The 19,082-nt window shown below is 59.9% G+C and carries 13 protein-coding genes and 1 pseudogene; 6 read left to right on the top strand and 8 right to left on the bottom strand.

Going from position 1 to position 19,082, the window contains the following annotated elements; all coding sequences use genetic code 11:
- Positions 1–51: 51 nt before the first annotated feature.
- From AB8B33_RS37825 to AB8B33_RS37840, 4 genes are all read right to left on the bottom strand, one after another.
- Entirely contained in the window at positions 52–1,113 is a 1,062-nt protein-coding gene (locus AB8B33_RS37825) for an ABC transporter ATP-binding protein (protein WP_130763081.1), read from the bottom strand.
- Complete coding sequence (locus tag AB8B33_RS37830) at positions 1,110–3,332, bottom strand: ABC transporter permease (RefSeq protein ID WP_130763082.1); 2,223 nt, start codon at positions 3,330–3,332, stop codon at positions 1,110–1,112. The genes AB8B33_RS37825 and AB8B33_RS37830 overlap by 4 nt, the downstream gene beginning before the upstream one ends.
- A gap of 68 nt (positions 3,333–3,400) precedes the next feature.
- A complete protein-coding gene (locus tag AB8B33_RS37835; RefSeq protein ID WP_012759966.1) occupies positions 3,401–4,429 on the bottom strand; it encodes an ABC transporter substrate-binding protein in 1,029 nt (342 codons plus the stop codon).
- A 118-nt stretch (positions 4,430–4,547) separates the two neighbouring features.
- Positions 4,548–5,570, bottom strand: coding sequence for an ABC transporter substrate-binding protein (locus tag AB8B33_RS37840; protein WP_130659496.1), 1,023 nt, complete (start codon positions 5,568–5,570; stop codon positions 4,548–4,550).
- Positions 5,571–5,785: 215 nt separating this feature from the next.
- Between AB8B33_RS37840 and AB8B33_RS37845 the strand changes: the two genes are divergently transcribed.
- Complete coding sequence (locus tag AB8B33_RS37845; RefSeq protein ID WP_012759964.1) at positions 5,786–6,526, top strand: response regulator; 741 nt, start codon at positions 5,786–5,788, stop codon at positions 6,524–6,526.
- Positions 6,523–8,616 carry an ATP-binding protein gene (locus AB8B33_RS37850; RefSeq protein WP_130659497.1) on the top strand — a complete coding sequence of 698 codons (2,094 nt, stop codon included), beginning with the start codon at positions 6,523–6,525 and terminating at the stop codon, positions 8,614–8,616. The genes AB8B33_RS37845 and AB8B33_RS37850 overlap by 4 nt, the downstream gene beginning before the upstream one ends.
- 352 nt (positions 8,617–8,968) lie before the next feature.
- On the opposite strand, the gene AB8B33_RS37855 is transcribed toward AB8B33_RS37850, so the two are convergent.
- On the bottom strand, positions 8,969–10,954 hold the full coding sequence (locus tag AB8B33_RS37855) for a methyl-accepting chemotaxis protein (RefSeq protein ID WP_439019401.1): 1,986 nt from the start codon (positions 10,952–10,954) through the stop codon (positions 8,969–8,971).
- Between the two features lie 396 nt (positions 10,955–11,350).
- Here AB8B33_RS37855 and AB8B33_RS37860 point away from each other — a divergent pair, with 396 nt between their 5' ends.
- Entirely contained in the window at positions 11,351–11,728 is a 378-nt protein-coding gene (locus AB8B33_RS37860; RefSeq protein WP_130659498.1) for a GFA family protein, read from the top strand.
- Between the two features lie 614 nt (positions 11,729–12,342).
- On the opposite strand, the pseudogene AB8B33_RS37865 reads toward AB8B33_RS37860, so the two are convergent.
- Positions 12,343–12,735, bottom strand: a pseudogene (locus AB8B33_RS37865) (ISL3 family transposase); the annotation flags it as partial.
- A 25-nt stretch (positions 12,736–12,760) separates the two neighbouring features.
- Here AB8B33_RS37865 and AB8B33_RS37870 point away from each other — a divergent pair.
- A complete protein-coding gene (locus AB8B33_RS37870) occupies positions 12,761–13,438 on the top strand; it encodes a TetR/AcrR family transcriptional regulator (protein ID WP_130659499.1) in 678 nt (225 codons plus the stop codon).
- 264 nt (positions 13,439–13,702) lie between these two features.
- On the opposite strand, the gene AB8B33_RS37875 is transcribed toward AB8B33_RS37870, so the two are convergent.
- Entirely contained in the window at positions 13,703–16,675 is a 2,973-nt protein-coding gene (locus AB8B33_RS37875; RefSeq protein WP_130663791.1) for a Tn3 family transposase, read from the bottom strand.
- Between the two features lie 129 nt (positions 16,676–16,804).
- On the opposite strand from AB8B33_RS37875, the gene AB8B33_RS37880 reads away from it, so the two are divergent.
- Positions 16,805–17,449, top strand: coding sequence for a recombinase family protein (locus AB8B33_RS37880; RefSeq protein ID WP_130663792.1), 645 nt, complete (start codon positions 16,805–16,807; stop codon positions 17,447–17,449).
- Positions 17,446–18,216: a phosphotransferase enzyme family protein gene (locus AB8B33_RS37885; protein WP_130663793.1), complete on the top strand. Its 771-nt coding sequence runs from the start codon at positions 17,446–17,448 to the stop codon at positions 18,214–18,216. The genes AB8B33_RS37880 and AB8B33_RS37885 overlap by 4 nt, the downstream gene beginning before the upstream one ends.
- 197 nt (positions 18,217–18,413) lie before the next feature.
- Here AB8B33_RS37885 and AB8B33_RS37890 read toward each other — a convergent pair whose 3' ends face one another.
- Complete coding sequence (locus tag AB8B33_RS37890; protein WP_439019364.1) at positions 18,414–19,079, bottom strand: SOS response-associated peptidase family protein; 666 nt, start codon at positions 19,077–19,079, stop codon at positions 18,414–18,416.
- Positions 19,080–19,082: the final 3 nt, after the last annotated feature.

Here is a 19,082-nt window from a genome sequence, read left to right on the forward strand (position 1 = left end):
GGTCGACGGGCATCGAACGCGGCTCGGCCCAGGGCCTCGTGTCAGAGGCTCTCACGTGCTGATAAGGGCGATGCCGCGACTTCGGAAGCCGAGCGTGGCGTCGGAGGCGACCGGTAGGATACGGTCGACGGCGTGGTCGACGATGAAGAGCGTGCCGACGTCGGTTTCGACCTCGTACTCGACATGATCTCCGAGATAGGCCGAATGGAGGATGCGGCCGGCAAGCCCGTGCCCCCCTCCCTCGGAGAGCGCGATCGCGCCGGGACGAACGGCAAGGCTCGCCGCGCCCGGCGTCGCCCTACTCGCCGGCACACGATGTTTGAAACCGCCAATGCGGATGTCAGCATCTGCGCCATCGATGCCAACCACCTCGCATGGGATGACATTCGCCTCTCCCATGAAATCAGCGATGAAGGCGGAAGCCGGCGATTCATAGAGGTCGCGCGGGGCGCCGGACTGGGCAACTTCGCCATCCTTCATGATAATGATGCGGTCGGACACGGCAAGCGCCTCGTCCTGATCGTGCGTGACATAGACGGCGGTGAAGCCGAGACGCTGCTGGAGTTCGCGGATATCTGTGCGTACCTTGCGGCGCAGGCGCGCATCGAGGTTGGAAAGCGGCTCGTCGAGCAGCAGCACCTGCGGCTCCAGCACCAGCGCGCGGGCGACGGCGACGCGCTGCTGCTGGCCGCCGGAGAGTTCGGCGGGCAGGCGATGGCCCATGCCGGCAAGGCCGACCAGCGCCAGCCCCTCCTCTGCCTTCTCGCGCGCTTCCTTGCGGTTGAAGCCGGAGGATTCCAGGCCATAGGCGACGTTGTCGCGCGCATTCATGTGCGGAAAGAGCGCATAGGACTGGAAGACCATCGAAACATCGCGCTCATTGGCCGGCAGCATGGTGACGTCCTTGCCGCCGATCAGGACTTTTCCGGCCGAAGGATGTTCGAGGCCTGCAAGCATGCGCAGCGTCGTCGTCTTGCCGCAGCCGGAAGGGCCAAGCAGGGTGACGAGCGTGCCGCGCTCGATGGTGAGCGAGAGGTCCGGAATGGCGGTGAAGGCTCCAAACGTTTTGCGCACGTTCTGGAAGACGACGGAACCGGCTTTGGGGTTGATCATGCGATTTTCTCCTGGCGAGAGGAAGCGGATGTGGCGAGGCCGGCGACGCGGTTTTCACGGCGCAGGCGCCGTTCGCCGACGATGAGCTGGAAGCCGGCGATGACGGTGATCATCACGACGATCAGCATGGTGGAATAGGCGATGGCCACACCGTATTCCCCGTTCTCGACGAGGCCGACGATGTAGGAGGTCGCCATGTTGTACTCGGCGCTGACGAGGAAGATGACGGCGCTGATGGAGGTGATCGCGCGCACGAAGGAATAGACGAGCGCGGCGGTGATGGCCGGGCGTAAGAGCGGCAGGATGACCTTGCGGATCGTACGGAAGCTGTTGGCCCGGAGCGTCAGGGAGGCCTCGTCCAGGCTCTTGTCGAGCTGGCTCATCGCCGCGATGCCGCCGCGCACGCCGACCGGCATGTTGCGGAAGACGAAGCAGGCGATCAAGATGAGGGCCGAGCCGGTCATTTCCAGGGGCGGCAGATTGAAGGCCATGATGTAGCTGACGCCGATGACTGTGCCTGGAATGGCAAAGCTCATCATCAGGGCGAACTCGAAGGCATTCTTGCCGACGAATTTTTGACGCACGATAATATAAGCCGTCAGCAGGCCGACGGCGGCGGTCAGCGGGGCAGACACCAACGCGATTTCTATCGTTGTCCAGAACGAGTTCCAGGCGACGCCCGTCCAGGCAATCCCATTTTCGAAGCTGATCGAGAAGGCCTTGGCGTAGTGGTCGAGCGTCAACGAGTTGTCGAGACCCCAGGTCTTCACGAAACCGCCGATCAGGATCATGCCGTAGATGACGAGCGTGAAGAGAATCCACGGGATGACGACGGCGTGAACGCCGATCGACAGCCCGCGCGGCAGAGCAATATGCGATCCGCTATCGCCCTTGCCGGTGACGGTGGCGTAGTTCTTGCCCGACAGCCAGACGCGCTGGGCGAGGAAGGCGGAGAGCGTGAAGAGCAACAGCACCGTGGCGAGCACGGCGGCGCGCGACGGATCGTTCTGCGACCCGACCACGGCAAAGAAGATTTCCGTCGAGAGCACGCCATTGCTGCCGCCGAGCACCAGCGGATTGCCGAAGTCGGCCATGCTTTCGATGAAGCCGATGAGGAAGGCGTTGGCGAGACCGGGCTTCATCAGCGGCAGCGAGACCCGCCAGAACGTGCGCCAACGGTCGGCGCGCAGCGTCGTGGACGCCTCCTCCATCGACGGGCTGACGCCCTCGACGACCCCGATCAGCACGAGGAAGGAGATCGGCGTGAAGGACAGCACCTGCGCGATCCAGATGCCGGTGAGGCCGTAGAGCCAGCGCCCGGGCTCGAAGCCGAACAGTTGCGACAGCCCCTGCGTGACGACACCGGCGCGCCCGAAGAGCAGGGTGAGCGCCAGACCGATGACGAAGGGTGGAGTGATGATCGGCAGGATCGTCAGCAGCCGAAGGCCCTTCTTGAAGGGAAAACGCGTGCGGGTGGCGACGAGCGCGAAGGCGAGGCCGAGCAGGGTCGAGCCGAGGCCGCTCATGATGGCGAGCCAGAGCGTACGCCAGGCGACGCCGCAGCGACCGGCGCCGATCAGGCAATTGAGGCTCCAGATGCTTGGATCCTGCACGTTGCGGATGAAGTTATCCGCATTGAAAGACCCATCGAAATCCTGCACCGAGCCGACGAACATGCTGCCGATCGGGTAGAAGACGAAGACTGCGACGAGGAAGACCAGCAGCGCAATCGCGCTGACGACAAACGCGTCGCCCTTCATGACACCGCGCTCGGCAAGGCCGAAGGCGAAGAGCAGCACGAAGGTGATGGCAGAGAGCACCGCACCCGCCCCCATGGAAGCCTGGCCATTCGAGAGTGTGCCGAAGAGCGTTTCGCTCACCGTCCAGGTCCAGCCGGACAAGCCGATGGCGAGGCCCTGGAGCGACAGGAAGAGAACACCGATCGCGCCGGTCCAGGCGAGCGCGGCGCCGCGGCGCATCGGGTCTGCCATGCCGCGGGCCACGATCGCCAGAAGAAAGAGCACGAGCGCACCGGCAAGCCACAGCCGGCCATGCGCGAAAATCTGCACGATACCGGGGGCGGCCTCCGGAGAAAGGGGGAAAGCGGCCAGCCAACCGAGTCCGAAGAAGCCGTTCTCGATCCGATACCAGGGCAATAGGATCAATGCGACCGCGCCGAGGACAAGGACGATGTCCAGCCTACGATTGCCATGTCTCATGGCTGACCTCGCTGTCTTTGAGTGTGAGGAGGCGGCGCCCGGGGAGACGGGCGCCGCCGGTCAGGGCATCAGTTGGCGGCGGCGCCGATTTCCCGATCCCAGCGTTCCAGCAGTGCCTTGCGCTTTGCTGGGTCGCCATAGGTCTTGAAGTCGTAGTCGATCAGCTTGATGTCCTCGAAGCGCGGCGCCTCCTTCGGGATTACGGCGCTCTTGTTGGAAGGCAGCTGGAAAGACTTGGCATCCTTCATGCGCGACTGGACTTCCGCCGTCAGCGCCCAGTCGTACCAGACCTTCGCATTTTCGAGGTTGCGGGCGCCCTTGATGATCGACATGGAGCCGATCTCATAGCCGGTACCTTCGCAAGGCGTGATCGACTTGACCGGGAAGCCTTCAGCCGTCTGCGCCACCGCATCGTGCACGAAGACGATGCCGAGCGCCGTCTCGCCGCGTGCTGCGGCCTTGACGGGTGCCGATCCGGACTTGGTATATTGCGATATGTTGCCGTTCAGCTTCTTCAGGTAGTCGAAAGCCTGGTCCTCGCCCATGATCTGCACGAGAGAGGCGAGCGCCGTGTAAGCGGTGCCGGAAGAATTCGGGTTCGCGATTTGAATTTCACCCTTCAGTTCCGGTGCCAAAAGGTCGGCCCAGCAGACTGGCTCCTTGTAGCCCTTGGTCTTGAAGATTTCCGTGTTGTAGCCCCAGCCGAGCGCGCCGGCATAAACGCCGACGGTCTTGTAACCGGAGCTTTCTGCCTGCTTCTTCGCCCAGTCGTTGAGTTCGTCGAGTTTCGACGACTTGTATTCCAGCGTCAAATTTTCCGATGCCGCCTGGAGATGCGGATCGCCTGTACCAGCCCACCAGATGTCGGTCTTCGGGTTACGAGACTCGGCGCGCACCTTGGCATAGGTCTCGCCCGACGAGAGGCGAACCATGTTCACCTTGATGTCGCTATGCGACTTCTCGAAATCGCCCTTCATCTGCTCGCAGATCACGACGTCCGCCGAGCAGATGAGGTTGAGTTCGCCGGCCGCCTGCGCCGGTAGCGCACCGAGCGCCGTGCCGGCGAAGAGCATGAGGGAAAGGGTCTTCATTTTCATTGGGGCATCCTCCTGTTGCCTGGGTTAATTCTCGCACGAACAAGACACAGCGCGGCCATCGGCCTGCCCGCGGCGGCGTGTGCATGTTTTCGGATTGTGGTTTGTGGAAAGACCTTGATCAGTTTGTCACGGCGATTTCCGCATCGAACCTGCGGAGCAGTCGACTTCGTTCACCCGGCGAGCCGAAGGTGGCAAAGTCATAGTCCACCATCTTGATCATCGAGATATCCGGGGCTGCAAGCGGCAGGCTGGATTTCGCGTTGGATGGCACTTGGTTTTGGCCCGACGCCGCGCCTGTACCCTGCCCTTCCGGGCTCAGCGCGAAATCGACGAAGCGCTTTGCTTCCTCGATATTTCGTGCGCCTTTAACGATGCTCACGGCGCCGATCTCGTATCCGGTGCCCTCGCAGGGCGCGACGATGACGAGGGGAAAGCCGACTTGCTTCTGCGTGACGGCGTCATGCATGAAGGAAATGCCGATGAGCGTTTCTCCGCGCGCCGCCGCCTTGACGGGCGCAGCCCCCGAGGGGGTGTAACGCTCGATATTGCGGTTGAGCGCAGCGAGATAACGGAAAGCCTCGTCCTCGCCGAAGAGCTGCACCAACGTCGCAAGCGTCGTGAAGGCGGTGCCGGACGAATTCGGATTGCCGCTCTGGATGCGGCCGCGATAGGCGACGTCCGTGAGGTCCTTCCAGCAGGTCGGCGCGGGCAGCTTCAGCTCGCGCAGCAGGTCGGCATTGTAGGCAAAGCCGAGCGCCCCCGCATAAATGCCGGCCGAGCGGCCGCCGGACATGGCGAAGAAGTTCTGCGCCCACGGCAGCATGTCGCGCTCATGGGCAGGCTGATACGGTTCGAGAAGATTTTCAGAACCGGCCTGCAGATGGGTATCGCCGGTGCCGCCCCACCAGACATCGACGGTAGGCGCCGCTTTCTCCGCGCGGATCTGATTGAGGATATCGCCGGTGCTCTTGCGCGTCACCGAAATTTCGAGCCCGGTCTTTGCCTCATAGGCCGTCTTCATCGCGGCACACCACATCTCGTCCACACCGCACAGAACGGTGAGCGACGGGGCTGCCATGCCGGTGCTGGCGCTCGCCAGCCACAAAGCTGCTACCGCGCTGAAAGCGGTGATGCCTCTCACAATTTCCTCCCATTGGACCTTGCGTCCCAATCTCCGCAGTCAGGATGTCACATCTGTTTCCATGCGCAATCGAAGAATGGTTACGGTTCTTACAGCGGGAGCGGCTTCATCGTCGAAAACATGACAAAGGTTACAAATGTGACAAATCGCATAACAAGAGCTCGCTTTGAAGATCGTGGCGGCTCTGCCTATAATAGGCGCGGGAGGACGTGCATGTGTTGAATGAGAGGATAACCATTCTGATCGTCGAGGACGATCCGGACATGGCGGAGCTTATCTCCGACCTCGTTGAGGCGGAAGGATGGACAGCGCTCACCGCGCCGTCCGCGGAAGAGGCCACGATCGTACTTTCGCGCGAAACCGTGCATCTCGTGCTCGTCGACCATAACCTGCCCGGCACCTCCGGCCGCACCTTCGCGCAGCGCCTGCGTGCGCAGGCCAATATCGGCATTGTCATGGTGACGGCTGCCGGCAGCGCCGTGGACCGGGTGCTCGGTCTCGAAACCGCGGCAGACGACTATGTCGTCAAACCCTTCGAGCCCATCGAATTGACTGCCCGTATCAAGGCCGTGCTGCGCCGGACGATCCCCTCGCTGAAGCCGGACCGGGAAAGCGAGCGGGAGCATGAACCGACATCCCTGAAGCTCGGCGAATGGTCGGTGGATCTCAAGGGCCGCCGCGCCATCTGCCGCACCGACCCTGCCAAGTCGCTCACGAGCGCCGAATTCGCGCTGCTCGAAATCCTCGCCGAAACGCCCAACACACCCGTTAGCCGCGCGCATATCCTCGATCGATTGGGCGCGGAAAGCGAGCGCTATATCGACCGCAATGTCGACGTGCTCGTGCTGCGTCTGCGTCGCAAGATCGAGCGCAATCCGGACCTGCCGCGCCATATCAAGACGCGCCGCGGCAAGGGCTATGTTCTCGACACAGACGATGGCGAGATCGCACCGTGATCAGCCGCCCCTTCCTCTCCTCCATCGCCTTTCGCCTGCCCTTCGCCATCGCCTTCATCTGCGTGCTCGTCTTCAGCCTTTCGACCATTGCCGTCTACGGCCTGCAGCGGGCGCGCCAAGAGATGGCCGCCTATGGCCTGCAAGCGTTTTCGAGTCTCGCCAAGGCCTCGCTGGTCTCGCGGCAGGTTTCCGATCTCGTCTCCAGTGCGCCCTTCCTGATGAATGCGACCTCACCCTACCGGGTCTCCAGCGAAAGCCGCTCGGTCGTCGTGCAGGTCGACGCGCTTTTACGCGCCATGCAACCTGAAAACGACGGGGCTGCCGTGCAGGGTTTTGCGAGTAGCCGCATCATCGAGCTGCTGGAAACGATCCGCACGCAAACGACGACCCTTGCGGGCGACGCGGAATCGGCTCAGCAGCACAAGGCGGAGGCTGCGGCAGCACTTGGCGAGATCGCGACCGGCAGCGGCATTGCAGACGCCGGTTTCCGCAGTCGGTTGAACGCCATCGTGCAATCCGCCTCCAACTCGGACAGCCTCTTTCAGCTCGGCGAACTGCGGCGGCGCTACGTGTCGGAAACCGCGCCTCGCCTCGAACGTGCCGCGCCGGACACCCGGATTGCCGCCGCCGAGCTTGCGCCTTACGAACGGGTCTTCGAGGCACAGACGCGGTATCTCCTCGAAATGTTCGCCATCCGCGCCGCCGTCTCGCGTCTGCACAACGTCTCACGCGATCTGTCGCATGCGACGGAAACCCAAAGCGAGGCCGTCGCCCGCAGCCTCAGTGATGACCTCGTCTCGACCTCCGATGCCTTGAGCCGCATCCTCGTCATCGTCGCCGTCGCCTCGCTGCTGGTGCTGGCAATGGCCGTCGTCTCGATCCGATCGGTCATGCGCGTCTCACGCGGCATCGTCTCCCTTTCGAACGGCATGAACGCGCTGGCAGAAGGTCGCAAGGATGTTGATACGCCGCGCTATGACGGCACGGAAACCGAGCTCGTGCGCCTGCTCGAAGCCTTCCGCGCGTTCCGGGAGAGCGTCGAGCGCGTGACGCAGCTGCGGCGCACGGCAGAGGCCGCCGCACGCACCATCCGCTCCACCTTCCGCAGCATGAACGAGGGCATCGCGTTGTTTGATCCGCGCGGCCGGCCGATCACCATGAACCGGCGTGTCATCGAGCTGGTCGGCTGGTCTGGTTCGGCCAGGAAACTGCCGCTCCGCAGTTTCGTGGCGCCGCTGCCAGAGATCGAGCCGACTCTCCTGCCGGCCGAAAACGATGCTGGCCTGCTCTCCGACCGGTCGGTGCTGCGCCACCGCTCCGACGCGGGTCGGGTGACGGAAGTGTCGCTGTCGCGCCAGCCCGATGGCGGAATCGTGCTGCTGGCGCGCGATATTACCGACATAGACCGGCAGGAGGCGGAGGCAGCAAAGATCCAACGCCTCGACGGCATCATGCGCATGACCCACCAGGTGAGCCACGAAGTAGGCAACATGATCGGCATCATCACCGGTAGCCTCGGCCTGCTGGAGCGCGAAACCGGCTTCAATGACCGGCAAAAACGGCACCTCGCCCGCATCCGTAAAGCTGCCGACCGTGGCAGGTCGCTGGCCGGGAGCATGCTTTCCATCGGCAGCCAGCAGCCGATCCATCCAGGCGCGGTGGAGATTGGCGCCGTGCTGCGCGGCATGGCCGACGTGCTGGAAATCGCGATCGGCGAAAATTGCCGGCTTGCCTTCGAAATTGCCGACGACCTGCCTATCGTCTTCATCGACACGGCGCTCTTCGAGCAATCGATCCTCAATCTTTGTCTCAACGCCGCTGCGGCCATGCCAGCGGGTGGAACGATCCTCATTCGTTGCTCCCGCAGCGAGGCTGGCGTCAGCGTCAGCGTGACGGATGACGGCATCGGCATGTCGCCGGAGGCCGTCGACAAGGCGTTCGAGCCCTATTTCACCACGCGCGACGCGGAAGGAGGCGCGGGTCTTGGCCTTGCAGTGGTCTATGGCTTCGTACGCCAAAGCGGTGGCGACGCTCGCATTTCCTCGCTGCCGGGCAAGGGAACCGTCGTTGAACTTTTGTTTCCGGCGTGAATTCTCATTGTCGCCTTGATGATATTCGAACCATCGACCCCCGTGCGAGCGTCGCATGGTCCACGCGAAGCTGCGACACTCTCAGGTTGCCTCGAACCATGTTCGGTTCCTGGGGCTCATAAGCGACCCGCCGCACTTCTACGAAAGGCAAATCAGCACCGCGCTATCTATGCCGTGCGAAAAGAACGCCCATGGCGTTGAGCCGAATACGAAAAGCCCCAGAAGGCGGCTCGCATCGTCGACAAAATCTCGAGAGGCACTATTGCCTGCCCAGTCGTTTATTTGCTCAACGCTTCGACAAGAGTTGGTAACGCTTCAAAGGCGGTCGCGTAGCGTTCGGCGCAACAGCACCTTATCCGCGGCCGGCGTTCGCCAGCCTCTGACCTGCACGCACCGGAGAGGCAGTAGGCAAATGATCGACGCCCATTCTGACTAAATTAAAAGTACGGCCGCCTTCCGCTGTCACCTTGAACCGGGAAATGAGATCGGCAAGCATGACGACCTCCTCAGCCAACCTGCTCGTGCTTGCCGTCGCCTCTTCAACCATGGCCGCATTCTGCTGCGTGACCTGATCCATCTGATTAACGGCCGAATTGATCTCGGAAAGACCGGTTGTTTGTTCTCGCGCTGCAGTTGCGATTGAATGGACATGATCGTTGATCTGGGTCACCTGGCTTTGGATGACGCTCAATGCATTGCCAGTCTGGGTCACCAGTCTGACGCCGGTCTGCACCTCCGTGCTCGAACGGGTGATCAATTCCTTGATATCCTTTGCGGCGCGGGCAGAACGCTGAGCAAGTTCGCGAACTTCTTGTGCAACGACTGCAAAGCCTTTGCCAGCCTCCCCGGCACGCGCCGCCTCGACGCCGGCGTTAAGCGCCAGCAGGTTCGTTTGAAACGCGATCTCGTCGATGACATTGATGATCTGGCTGATCTCGCCGGACGCCCGCTCGATACGGCCCATGGCCGCAACGGCATCAGTCACAACCGCGCTCGATTGATCCGTGCTTTTCCGCGCTTCGCCGACCATGTGGCTGGCTTCCGAGGCTCGATCGGTAGAGCTCTTGACGGCGGATGTGATCTCCTCAAGGCTTGCGGCGGTTTCCTCCAGCGAGGCGGCCTGTTGCTCTGTGCGTTTGGAGAGGTCCCCGGCCGCATCGCTTAGCTCGCCAGTGCCGGAATTGATCGTATCGATCGCACTCCTGACTTCAGTCATAACGGTTCGCAGGCCGTCCATCGTCGAATTCACATTGCGCTTGAGTTCTCCGAACGCGCCTTGGAATTCCCCTTGCATTTCCCCGGTCAAGTCTCCTTGCGCAAGTGCCGCGATCACTCGCTGGGTCTCTCCGACACCACGCTGGACGGAAAACACAAGCTCATTGACGCTTGCCGCGAAGCGGTCAAGATCGGGGTTGTCGTAAGTCTTCTCAATTCGCTTCGTGAAGTCGCCAGCCACCGCCCCGGCAACGACGCTGGAGATATTCGATGACAGATCAGCGCTCTTGGCCTGCAACGCGCTTTCCTGGGCGTTGAGATGACGCATCATAAGGGCATTCTGCTTGAACACTTCCACGGCGCCGGCCATCTCGCCAATTTCGTCGGCCCGGCCCCCATACGGCACGGCTGTCTCGAGGTCACCGTTGGCAAGATGTTTCATGCTTGCCGTCAACTGCTCGATCGGGCGAGCGACCGCTTTGGAGCCGAAAACGGCCGACCCGACAAGCGTGCTCACCACCACAAGTCCGATGCCGAGACTGACCTGCAACGCCAAGTTAGATGCTGCGTCCATCTGCTGACTTGCTTCTTCCGCTTTGGCTTTCGCCGCCGTTACACACTCGTCGAGGAGGGATCCGATCTCGTCTGCGATGTTCAGAAGCTTGCCTTGAGCGGACTTTCCCGAGTCGGAGGCATTGGAGCTGTTCAATCGTGCGTCGATTGTCTTCGAGAGACCATCATATTCCATCATCCATTGACTTGTCAGCTCGTTGACCTTGGCCAGTCGATCCTTGTTTGCCTGAAGCGTGACATGGCTGCCGGCACTTGTCAGATAGTTGATGACCGACTTATGTCGCTTGTCGACATATTCGCGGGCTTTCGTCGCGTCGGCCATATTTTCTGCCAGACGCAGCTCCAACATCCCCGCCAGCATCCCACGCAAGGACGCCTTTGCATCGACGAGATCACGGGAGATCAACAACTGCATTCGCCCAAAATCCGAACTCTTGCCGACTGAGCTGCCCCCGACCCAAAATGTCGCTAGCAGGACCGCGACCATCACGATGCCGGCAGCGGCCGTGGCCGTCAATTTGGCACTGATACGATTTAGAAACTTCGGCATTTGCTGGGCTCCTTGCCGCACGGGCAGTCGAGCTCCCGGCTGACGCGATAGGTCGACAAGCTGGACAAGAATGCTCCAGCGACTGGCGTTCAAACTCACGACTTCAACACACACTCTGCGACGCGGCGGTTTATTAGAATTATGACAAAAAGTTTAAGTATATGTTGAGAGCACGCTGAGGCTTTCGCCCCTGCCGGTTAGAAGGCGACCACACGTCTTCACCTTATCGATCTGGCATGCGATCAGACCGCTTCAGCTAGAGTTCAAGCGGAAAGTGATGTGTTGAATCGACGAGGATGCATCGAGGTCTTGCCGTTTGTCCCGAAGGCTCTCGACAAGCAACGGCGGAGACATACTCCTAAACTTTCGCGAATATTAATTTGGGAGGAGCACGGAATGAAACGAGCGGCCAGTTGTTCATGCGGTCAGCTTTCGATCACCACCGACGGAGAACCCGTCAAAATCTCCGCATGCCATTGTCGGTCTTGCCAACGTCGCACCGGCAGCGCGTTCGGAGTGGCCGTCTTCTTCCGCACGGATCAAGTGGAGACGTCCGGAGCGTCGACCAGCTACGTCCGGTCGGGCGACAGCGGGAGCTCGATCGAGTTCAGTTTCTGTCCTGCATGCGGTTCGACGGTTTTCTGGATGCCGGAGTTCAGGAAAGGTCTCGTCGCCGTCGCCTTGGGATGCTTCACCGACCCATCCTCGCTGGCGCCAACGCAAAGCGTCTACGAGGAAAGTCGCCTGGAATGGGTGTCGTTCGATTTCACCTAGGAGAACGGGCGTTCACAGTTGGGGTCTCTTTTCTCCACGCGATCTGCGAGTGCCAGCCTCGACAGTCACTTTTGTAATTCCCTCGCGCGCAAAAACATTAATATCAAAGTATGATATTTTCAGCGTCGGCGTTGGGTTTGAAGCTGTTCGGGCTCGTTAGCCTTGCCTTCCATCGACGTCCTGAAGCGACGTCGATGGAGGCCAGCGAAAACGTTGTGGTAAGTCTCCTCCTCGACGAATGATGCAGGCACTCGGCAGCGGACCGAAACGATCCCAAGTCTTACGTCACCATCCGCAGGATCGCCGCGCTCCGTGAGGCGGGGAAAACCGTGGAGGAGGTTTGGTCCGAGAGTTGCTCGGAAACCGCGGTCGAATACGCAGACTGAGAGAGACATATATTTAAGAATTCGCTCTCGTGAATAGCCTCCGCTTCAATCCTATCCCGGATACGTCGTCATCTCCACGCGACCGCGTCGTAGCGACCAAGTCCATGCCCAACATGGCCAACCAGAACCGCTCGAAACAGTCTTTTGGGTCGACAGAGGGATCCTCTGTGGTCGGCCGGCTAGCCGGTAAAAACGTCAACCATCTCCTCCAAGGCGTACGTACGTTCGAGGTTCGGTGATGGCGGCGGACACCGCTGCCTTGTCTTTCAGCATCCCTTTGGCGAAGTGGGCGAACAGACTGTCGCGCGCATCAGCGATCCACGGGTCGAGTTCTGTCCTGGCCTTCCTTCGGATCTTTGTCTGGAACCGATCAATTAGATTGCGGGCTTGGATCAAGGCGGGAACGCCGGCTTCTATGGCCGCAATGGTGATTGTGTCAGCTTTACCCAGTTGATCGCGAGCAGTTGTCATCAATCGGGCAACCGTTCTGGCGGATAGCACTTTTTGAAGTTGCTGATCGCAAGCCCGCTCAGACCGCCGTCGCCTTGCGGCCCACTCGCCGACGACACGAGAGCAACCACGGAAGCCTTTGCACTTTAGCTGTCGCCAGAGTTCAGCGCCGGTTGTTTCCGCTTCCGGCGCCCAGTTGGCGAAAACGGCCGTCGATCGAACCCTGCCCGGCGTCACCCTTTACCGGCCCCTATCAGGTCGTTATATTCACCGGATGATGAGTAGCGACAACATTTCGGCGCGGCGCATTCCCAGGCAACACCGCTCTCAGCAAACCGTGGAGGCCGTCCTTGCTGCCGTTCCTCTGGTCGTGAAACGGCACGGGGCCGGATGTGTCACGACCAACCGCATTGCCGAGGTCGCAGGAGTGAGTATCGGCTCACTGTATCAGTATTTTCCGGACAAGAGATCGATTTTCAGTGCTTTGCATGAGCGCCATGTCGATGACGTTCGAAACTTGCTGGAGCGCTATGTCGGCGCACATGAGTCATCGTCCTTCAGCAGATTTGTGGTCGAACTGGTTGAGGAACTTGTCGATCTACATTGCGTGGAGACAGAATTGCACCAGTTGATTTCCGCGTCGATCAACGAGGGCCCGGAACATTTTCGCCACGCATTGCGATCGGCGTTTGAGCAGGCCATCGCTCGAAGCGGCTATGAAAATATGAACCGCATCTTGTTCGTCCTGCCGAGTCTGGTCGAAGGTGTCGTCCACGGGGTAACATTATCGCCATTCACGTCCCGCGAGGCCAAGGGCGAAGCGGTGAAGGCGACCCTCGCCTACCTGTCCACCCATCCCGAGTTGGGTCGATAAGTCGCCTTAGAACCGAACATGCCGAATCAAGGCATAGGTTCACTAGGATCGGCCCGCCTTTTTGGCAAAATACCGGACGTTTTCGTCGATCCAATCACCAAGACTCTTTGGTGGGCGTTGGAGCACTTGCTGCACACCATCGCTGACAGTGGCGAGCCGGCCCTCGCGAACAGCCCTCCAGATGTCGACCAGCACCTCGCATACGCGCGATCGGCCCACATCGGCCCCTGAACATTAAAGGGGCGCAGATATACGGTAGGCGGATCATAGGACGAACGGGATTGCGCGGAACCCGTTTTCATCAAGAGCAGGTTTTTCTTCCCAGAGGTAATCGCCAGTCAGGTTCACATGCTCCCATGTGAGCGGTGACAGGCTGGACAGCAGATGGTCCGGAATAGCCTGTCCAGCATTGCGCAGGGCATCAACGATGCGGCCGGTGTAGATTGTGTTCCAATGAATGATGGCGCTGACGATCAGGTTGAGTGCGGATGCCCGGATCGAAAGGTTTTCCTGGCTGCGATCGCGGAAACGGCCCAGACGATGAAGATTGACCGCACGAACGAGACTGTTCCGGCTTTCTCCCTTGTTCAATTCGGCCGTCGTGGTCTTGCGCAATTGCTCGTCGTTGATCCAGTCGAGGGTGAATATGGTTCGTTCAATCCGGCCCATCTGGCGCAACGCCTGGGCGAGACCACTTTGCCTCGTGGTTGCTGATAGCCGCTTCAGCATGAGCGAAGCGCTGACGGTGCGTGTGCGCAGCGAGGTCATCAGGCGCAATATGTCGTCCCAATTTGCCCGGATCAGATCAGCGTCGATCCGGTCACCCATGACATTCTGTAGAATTCCGTATTGCTTAGCCGGTTCGAAGCCATAGAGGCATCGCCCGTCGAGATCGGGGATGCGCGGCACGAACGCGAAGCCGAGCGCATGACAGAGGGCAAACACAAGATCGCTGACGCCGCCGCCGTCGACATGATGACGGATAATATGGAGACCGGCATCAGTTTCCAGCAATGCGTCGAGCACATGAACGGCTTCACTCGCCGTCGCGGCGATGATTTTTGTGTGAAAGGGCGCGTAGCGGCCAGAGATCGCGGTGTAGAGTTTGATGATGGGGTTGTTTCCATACCTGCCATTGACGCTGCCAGCGACTTCGCCACCGTCACCAAGATGGATATGCTGTCCGTCCGACGAGGAAACTGTGTTCGATCCGAACATGGTCGAGAATGGCGTGGAGTGTTGAGCTTCCACCAGCTTGGCGAGCGCTAGCGTGAAGGTCTCTTCGCGGAAATGCCAGATTGCCATCTGCTGTAGCTGTCGGCGTGTGATGCCGGGGCAGGCATGCGCCATCTTCGAGAAGCCGAGATTTGTGGCTTCGGCGATCAGCGCCGCATAGAACACGCGCAAGTTAGAAGGTGGCCGACCGGTCTGAAGATGCTCGAACAGCGAACTGAAGCCGGTCATCCGGTCAATATCGGCTACAAGATCCGTCAACCGGACCGGCGGCATGGTGGTTGCAACACGTCTCGCAAATGCGGTTGCGGCTTCGGTTTCCGTGGTCCTGACCGCTGGAACCCGCAATCCCTTCGCGCCGATGCGGGTATCGCCTCGGCCGGCTTCCAGGCGACGTGCCGCCTCACGCAGTTTTTGATCCAGCGCTTCGGCCTTCTGGGTGAGATAGGTCTCGACATCGATCGGAATCGCGACCGGAATACGGGCCTCGGCTTTGATGACAGCAAACGTCTGTTGCGAGATCATGTGCTCGTCTAGTGCACGGTAAGCGCGGGAACCCCTGATCCATATGTCTCCGGCGGCAATCCTGTTCTTCAGTTCGACGATGAGAAAAAGTTCCAGCATCTTCCGGTCGATAGCGCCATCGGCGCCAACGATTTCTTTGCGCCATCGCGCGTTCGCCAGCAACAAGGCCTTGCGGACCCAAGGCTGCTCTGCTGATCTGGAGCCTTTCCTCCAGGCAGTTTCCATCCGCACGATAGCTTCGATGAAATGTGCGTTTCGGCGGTTTCCTTCGAAGGTGAACGATGCCAAAAATGGAGTGACAAACCGCCGGATGCGCACATATTGAGCCGACAGGTAGGTGATCAGATCATCCTCGCTTCGAGGCCTTTTGACCGCTTTTGCCGAGGCAGTTGCCTGAATGAGCTCTTCCCAGCTCGTCACGGTGGTCACCGCCTCATCAAGGGAAAGCCCGGATTCGCGTTGGGCGGTGATGGCTTCGCCGAAGTTCGCGAAGAAATCGAGTGCGGATGTCGCAGACGATGCGCTTTCGAGGAGTTGCTTGTCACGGGTTGCCTCTGCCTGTCGAAAACTCTTGCCGATCAACGTCTCGAACATGCCGATCGCCGCGTCGGTGAGTGCGATTTCCATTTCCAGAAGAAACGCTGCCAATGTCGCGTGACGGCGGCCAGGTCGCATCTGCTCAAAGTTCTGGGCAGTCAGACGACGGCCTTCCTGTGCCATCCGACGAACACGGTGAGCCGGGATCGCCTGAAGCACATCATTGGGAATACCGGCATGTCGCACGGCCTCAAGCCGATCGATCAATCCCCGCATGGCCGATACTCCGGCTTTGCCAGGAGGTTCTCGCAACCAGGATATGCCGCTCTGTTTTGCGCGTCGTCCCGCGCCGAGCAAAGCTTCCATTCGGATGATAAGGTCTGGCGCCAACCTTCCAGCGACGTCGGCATACAGCGCCTCCTCGGCTTCGGTACAAGCCTGCCCGGCCAGCCGTTCGAGCACGGTAATGCCGGGAATAACGATGCGCCGCCGCCGCATCTCGTCAGCCAGTGTTGCAACGACAAATTTGTCTTTCGTCGCAGCGATCGCAATGCCGCGCGCGAAAGCAAGCAGGTCGGCGCGCAAAGGATGGGACAATTCGGTGAAGCCATAGTGCTGCCGCAGAATGGCAAGCTGCTCATAGCGGGTTGCCGCTCTCCGTGCAAAAGTGGAAAGCGCCTCCGGATCGATCCCAAGTTGTTCGGCCAGAAACGACAGCGCCACAGAAGGGATGACTTCCCCGCGCTGGATTAGGCGGCCTGGATAACGAAGCGCACAGAGCTGAAGCGCCAATCCTAGTCGAGTGTCATCATGGCGTCGAGTTTCGATAAGACGACGATCATCATCATCAAGGCTCCAATGCCGGATCAGGGTGTCATCATCGGTCGGCAATGCAAGGAAATTCTGCCGTTCGGCATCCGTCAAAATCATCCGGCGGGGCATCGGTACTCCGTTCGTCACAAAAAGATCGGAGATAACCGTTCATAGAGCTTACATTGCAAGACGGGTTATGTGACAATCTACAGACTTTGGCACGACCAAATGAAGAATGTCACACAAACGGACGTATAAATGACAGCTCTGATCGGATATGCGCGGGTGTCGAAAGCCGACGGCAGCCAGGTCCATGACCTCCAGCGCGATGCGCTGATCAAGGCTGGCGTCGAGGTCGATAACGTCTATGAGGATTCCGCCTCGGGCAAGCAAGATGATCGTCCCGGTCTAGCGGCTTGCTTGAAGGCGCTGCGCGCTGGCGACACGCTCGCCGTCTGGAAGCTTGACCGTCTCGGTCGTGACCTGCGTCACCTCGTCAATCTCGTGGACGACCTCACAAAGAGGAACATCGGTCTGAAAGTACTCGCAGGCGAAGGCGCATCGATCGACACTTCCACAGCGAACGGCCGGCTGGTGTTCGGAATATTTGCCGCTCTTGCCGAATTTGAGCGGGCACTGATCATCGAGCGGACCAAAGCAGGCCTAGCGGCAGCCCGAGCGCGTGGCCGGAATGGCGGGGCGCCATTCAAAATGACGCCTGCGAAATTACGCCTTGCTCAAGCAATGATGGGAAAACCTGAGACGAAGGTGGCCGATCTCTGCGCAGAACTCGGCATCACCCGTCAGACCTTATACCGGTTTGTAGGTCCCAAGGGTGAGTTGCGGGGCGATGGTGAACGTCTGCTCGGACGGAAAAAGATCACTTTGGGAGTAAGAAAATGAAAGAATTGGAGGGAGGGCGAGCAGGGCAGATTTGGCGCGACGGAAATACCGTCAGGAGGCCATCTGGTCCTTGGACGCCTACAGTACATAGGTTTTTGCGCCATTTGCAAAACAGCGGCTTTTCTGCTGCACCAATTCCTGTCGAACTAACGCAACATCAAGAAACCGTAACTTACGTCAAAGGGCGCGTTTGTGAGCATTTGGCGGATCGACTTGTTGGTTCGGAGCGGATGCTACGCTCTGCAGGCGAGCTTCTGCGTAAATTCCATTCAGCTTCGCGTGGGTTCCTGGACGTTGATCGCGAGATCCAAATGTGGATGCTGCCGCCACAAGAACCTCGCGAGATTATCTGCCACGGTGACTTCGCCCCCTACAATGTCGCAACTGAGGGCGATGCGGCTGTCGGGATCATTGATTTCGACACCGCACATCCGGCGCCAGCCTTATGGGATCTGGCCTACGCAGTTTACAGATGGGCGCCATTGTCTGACTATTCCAACCATGGCGTTGTGTTCGATGTCCGTGAACAATTGCATCGCGCAAGCATCTTTTGTGCATCCTATGGCGCGACAGCCGACGAAAAGCGCAGGCTTCCCGAGGCGATCTGCGGACGACTGCAAGCATTGGTGGATTTCATGCATTCAAGAGCAGAAACAGGAGACTCAACCTTCGTGGAGGACGTGGAGGCCGGCGACGCCGCCATATACCTCAGGGACATAGAGTACGTTCAGAAAAATCGTGATCGGCTGTTGTCAGCACTCGGCTGACCAGAAATGAAAGCCATCCCGTATATCTGTGCCCCTTTAATGTTCGGGGGCCATCCCGGGCGTGCCCGGATAGACTTCCTCGGGAGCGTTGGTTTGCATCGGGTTCGGCACGCGAAAGTGCGCGGCCACTTCCGCGGCGGAAAGACGGACGGTGTACAAGTTGCACATATGGCAGTCCTTTCAACAGGAAACCTTGGCTACATAAGCATGTTGTCCCGGCGCGGTGAAGCCTTGGAGGGCGAAACGCCGCTTTGCCAGCGATCACGCGTATGCAGGATTTCGAAGTCATCCGACGGCGGTGGCTCGCGGAACTGGAATGCGATGACGTCCTCGATCGAACCGTGAAGCCAGCGGTCGTACTCCTCCGGCTTGAGCAAAACAGGCATGCGGTCGTTGAACGGTCTGATCTTATCATTGGCGGTCATGGTCATGCCGGCAAACACGGGGCCGAAGTCGGGAGTGTTCTTGCAGAACCCCGCCCAGGCCATCAAAGGTTGGCGGTTCTTCGAGAACCATGATCTGGTCTTCTCGCCTTTGACACCGTCAGGGTTGGCAAAATGGGTGAGCGGGATCAGGCAGCGGTATTTTGGATCAACGACGATCCGGTCCCAGAGCGGATTGGTAAGATCCGCAACGAGGCCGATGCGGCCCGGCGGCTCGCCCTCTCGCCGCATGTCGCGTGTCTGTCGCGGAAAACCCCATGGGACCGACTTCAACAACCGCAATCCGTCCTTCTCAAGGACGATCAGTCCTGGGGTGCCTTCGACGGTCTCACTCGGCACCTCAAGCGCCGGCGCCATGTCGACCGCGAAATGGGCGACAATCTCCTCCAGGCTTTTGGTGACTGCAAACAGGCGCGACACACC

This window comes from Rhizobium sp. 768_B6_N1_8 (genome assembly GCF_051811225.1).
In the GTDB taxonomy this organism is placed as follows: Bacteria; Pseudomonadota; Alphaproteobacteria; order Rhizobiales; family Rhizobiaceae; genus Rhizobium.

Coding starts and splice junctions, on each gene's coding strand:
- AB8B33_RS37885 (WP_130663793.1), top strand. CDS start 17,446: ATGAAAGAATTGGAGGGAGGGCGAGCAGGGCAGATTTGGCGCGACGGA.
- AB8B33_RS37835 (WP_012759966.1), bottom strand. CDS start 4,429: ATGAAAATGAAGACCCTTTCCCTCATGCTCTTCGCCGGCACGGCGCTC.
- AB8B33_RS37880 (WP_130663792.1), top strand. CDS start 16,805: ATGACAGCTCTGATCGGATATGCGCGGGTGTCGAAAGCCGACGGCAGC.
- AB8B33_RS37860 (WP_130659498.1), top strand. CDS start 11,351: ATGAAACGAGCGGCCAGTTGTTCATGCGGTCAGCTTTCGATCACCACC.
- AB8B33_RS37855 (WP_439019401.1), bottom strand. CDS start 10,954: ATGCCGAAGTTTCTAAATCGTATCAGTGCCAAATTGACGGCCACGGCC.
- AB8B33_RS37830 (WP_130763082.1), bottom strand. CDS start 3,332: ATGAGACATGGCAATCGTAGGCTGGACATCGTCCTTGTCCTCGGCGCG.
- AB8B33_RS37875 (WP_130663791.1), bottom strand. CDS start 16,675: ATGCCCCGCCGGATGATTTTGACGGATGCCGAACGGCAGAATTTCCTT.
- AB8B33_RS37825 (WP_130763081.1), bottom strand. CDS start 1,113: ATGATCAACCCCAAAGCCGGTTCCGTCGTCTTCCAGAACGTGCGCAAA.